1 protein-coding gene is annotated in these 1,724 nt (G+C 42.7%); it reads right to left on the bottom strand.

The genetic code is table 11. The features are described 5' to 3' along the window. Nucleotides 1-17: 17 nt before the first annotated feature. Nucleotides 18-1,451: a transposase gene (locus QUB26_RS31670; protein WP_333321268.1), complete on the bottom strand. Its 1,434-nt coding sequence runs from the start codon at nucleotides 1,449-1,451 to the stop codon at nucleotides 18-20. Nucleotides 1,452-1,724 lie beyond the last annotated feature (273 nt).

The following is a 1,724-nucleotide window of genomic DNA, read 5'->3' as shown; positions in this document are numbered from 1 at the left end:
GTGAACTAACCTGACGGTCAACTGGGTACAGTTAGACCGCAGGCTTCTTTTTCCTTTTTTTCAAAGGCTTTTTTGAGTGACGGAGTTCCCCCGCCACTTTCATAACTCAGACCAATCTTTCTGACGAGTTTAGCTGAATTTTCGTCTCGATCTAAAGATTCCCCACACTGGCAAGAATGCCACCGTTCCGATAATTCTTTCGGGACTTTATTGAGGCAGTTCCAACAGTGCTGGGAAGTTCCCTTTGGATCAACAAATAAAACACTTTTACCTAGTTTCCAGGCGACATATTTCAGAACGTTGGCGAATTGCCCGTGAGCAGCATCAAGCATGGATTTATTCAAACCACTCTTAGCTGACTGACCGTTAGGCAAATAAACCAAATTACCATTCTCAATATCGGTCTTGGGCTTGGCACGTCTAGTCAGATTTTTGACACTCAAGTCTTCAACAACTAAAACATCACATTTACCGAATAACTCATGTGCAGTTTTGAACTGAAAATCTAATCGGGATCTAGCCACGAACTGATGGAGTTGGGAAACCTTGTCCTTGATTATTTTCCAAGGTTGAGAACCCTTGACTCTATTAGCTAACTTCGCTTGAAGCCTTGCTAATTTCTGAGCCGATTTCCTCAAAAATCTAGGATTCTCAACTCTTTCACCATTGGAAAGGTAAGCGTAATTAGTAATTCCCAAGTCGATACCCACAGTATTTTCATCAGTCGGTTGAATTTCTGCAACCGTTACGGGAACCGTCTTATCTTCTAGCGTCAAGGAAATATACCACCCATCCGCTTCTGAGATAACACTACCCGTCTTAACTTTGAACCCTGTTGGTATTGGGCGGTGAAAAACCATAGGTACTTGACCTATTTTGGCAAGGCTAATACAAATCCTATTTTGCTCATCCTTGACAATATTTAGGTTGTCTAATTGAGGATAAGTGAAGGATTTGTAGTAGGGTCGCCCCTTGAATTTAGGCTTGCCTCTACGATGGCCATTTTTGTCGGGCGTAGTAAAGTTTGAAAAGGAAGTTTCTACTCTGTTGACGACATCTTGCAAAACCTGAGAATCCAACACTTTATAATTAGGAAACAGCTTTTTAGTGTTTTTTAGGTCAGCAAGTTGTATCGTCTGCCACTGTACATATCCGCCTTCAATGTTCGAGAAAACGTCACCTTTCCTGGTCAAAGGATTGCCTGATTCATCCTTCTTTCTGCCATCTCTAGTTTGCACTCTCGTCAAAGGAATATTTCGATAAATCTCCTCAACAGGGACTATCGAAACAATCAATGGGCAAGCGTTTATGGGCGTTCTCGTGGCTGACCACCACCTAAATCTTTCGCTGAGTCGGTAGTTGTACTGCCGGCGACAAAGTTCTAAGTGAGCCACAATCGTCGTTAGTTGGGCAATGGTTGGTTTGAGGCGGTATTTGTAAGTTAGTTGCATTTCTAAACTTCCTATTTTCGACCTTTGCATAGTATAGTTTATGTACGTCTAAAATGCAACACCAAATTACTATTTTAGCACTGGGAAGAACATCGAAAATCAAGATGCTCCCGAAGATTGATTCATAGTAGGCAAGTCTAATTGTCGGCTTCCGTTCCTCCATCCGACGAGCCTTTCATCACGCGGGCGTAATTCATTCGGGGTACTTCGCTTAGCGCTCAGATTCATCCCCTCTGAATATACGCCCGGGACTTCCCGGCTGGTAGTTAAAAT

Origin of the sequence: Microcoleus sp. B4-C1 (genome assembly GCF_036705285.1) — a bacterium.
In the GTDB taxonomy this organism is placed as follows: domain Bacteria; phylum Cyanobacteriota; class Cyanobacteriia; order Cyanobacteriales; family Microcoleaceae; genus Microcoleus.
The sequence above is the reverse complement of the archived record's forward strand: the minus strand, read 5'-3'. Positions and strand labels throughout refer to the sequence as shown.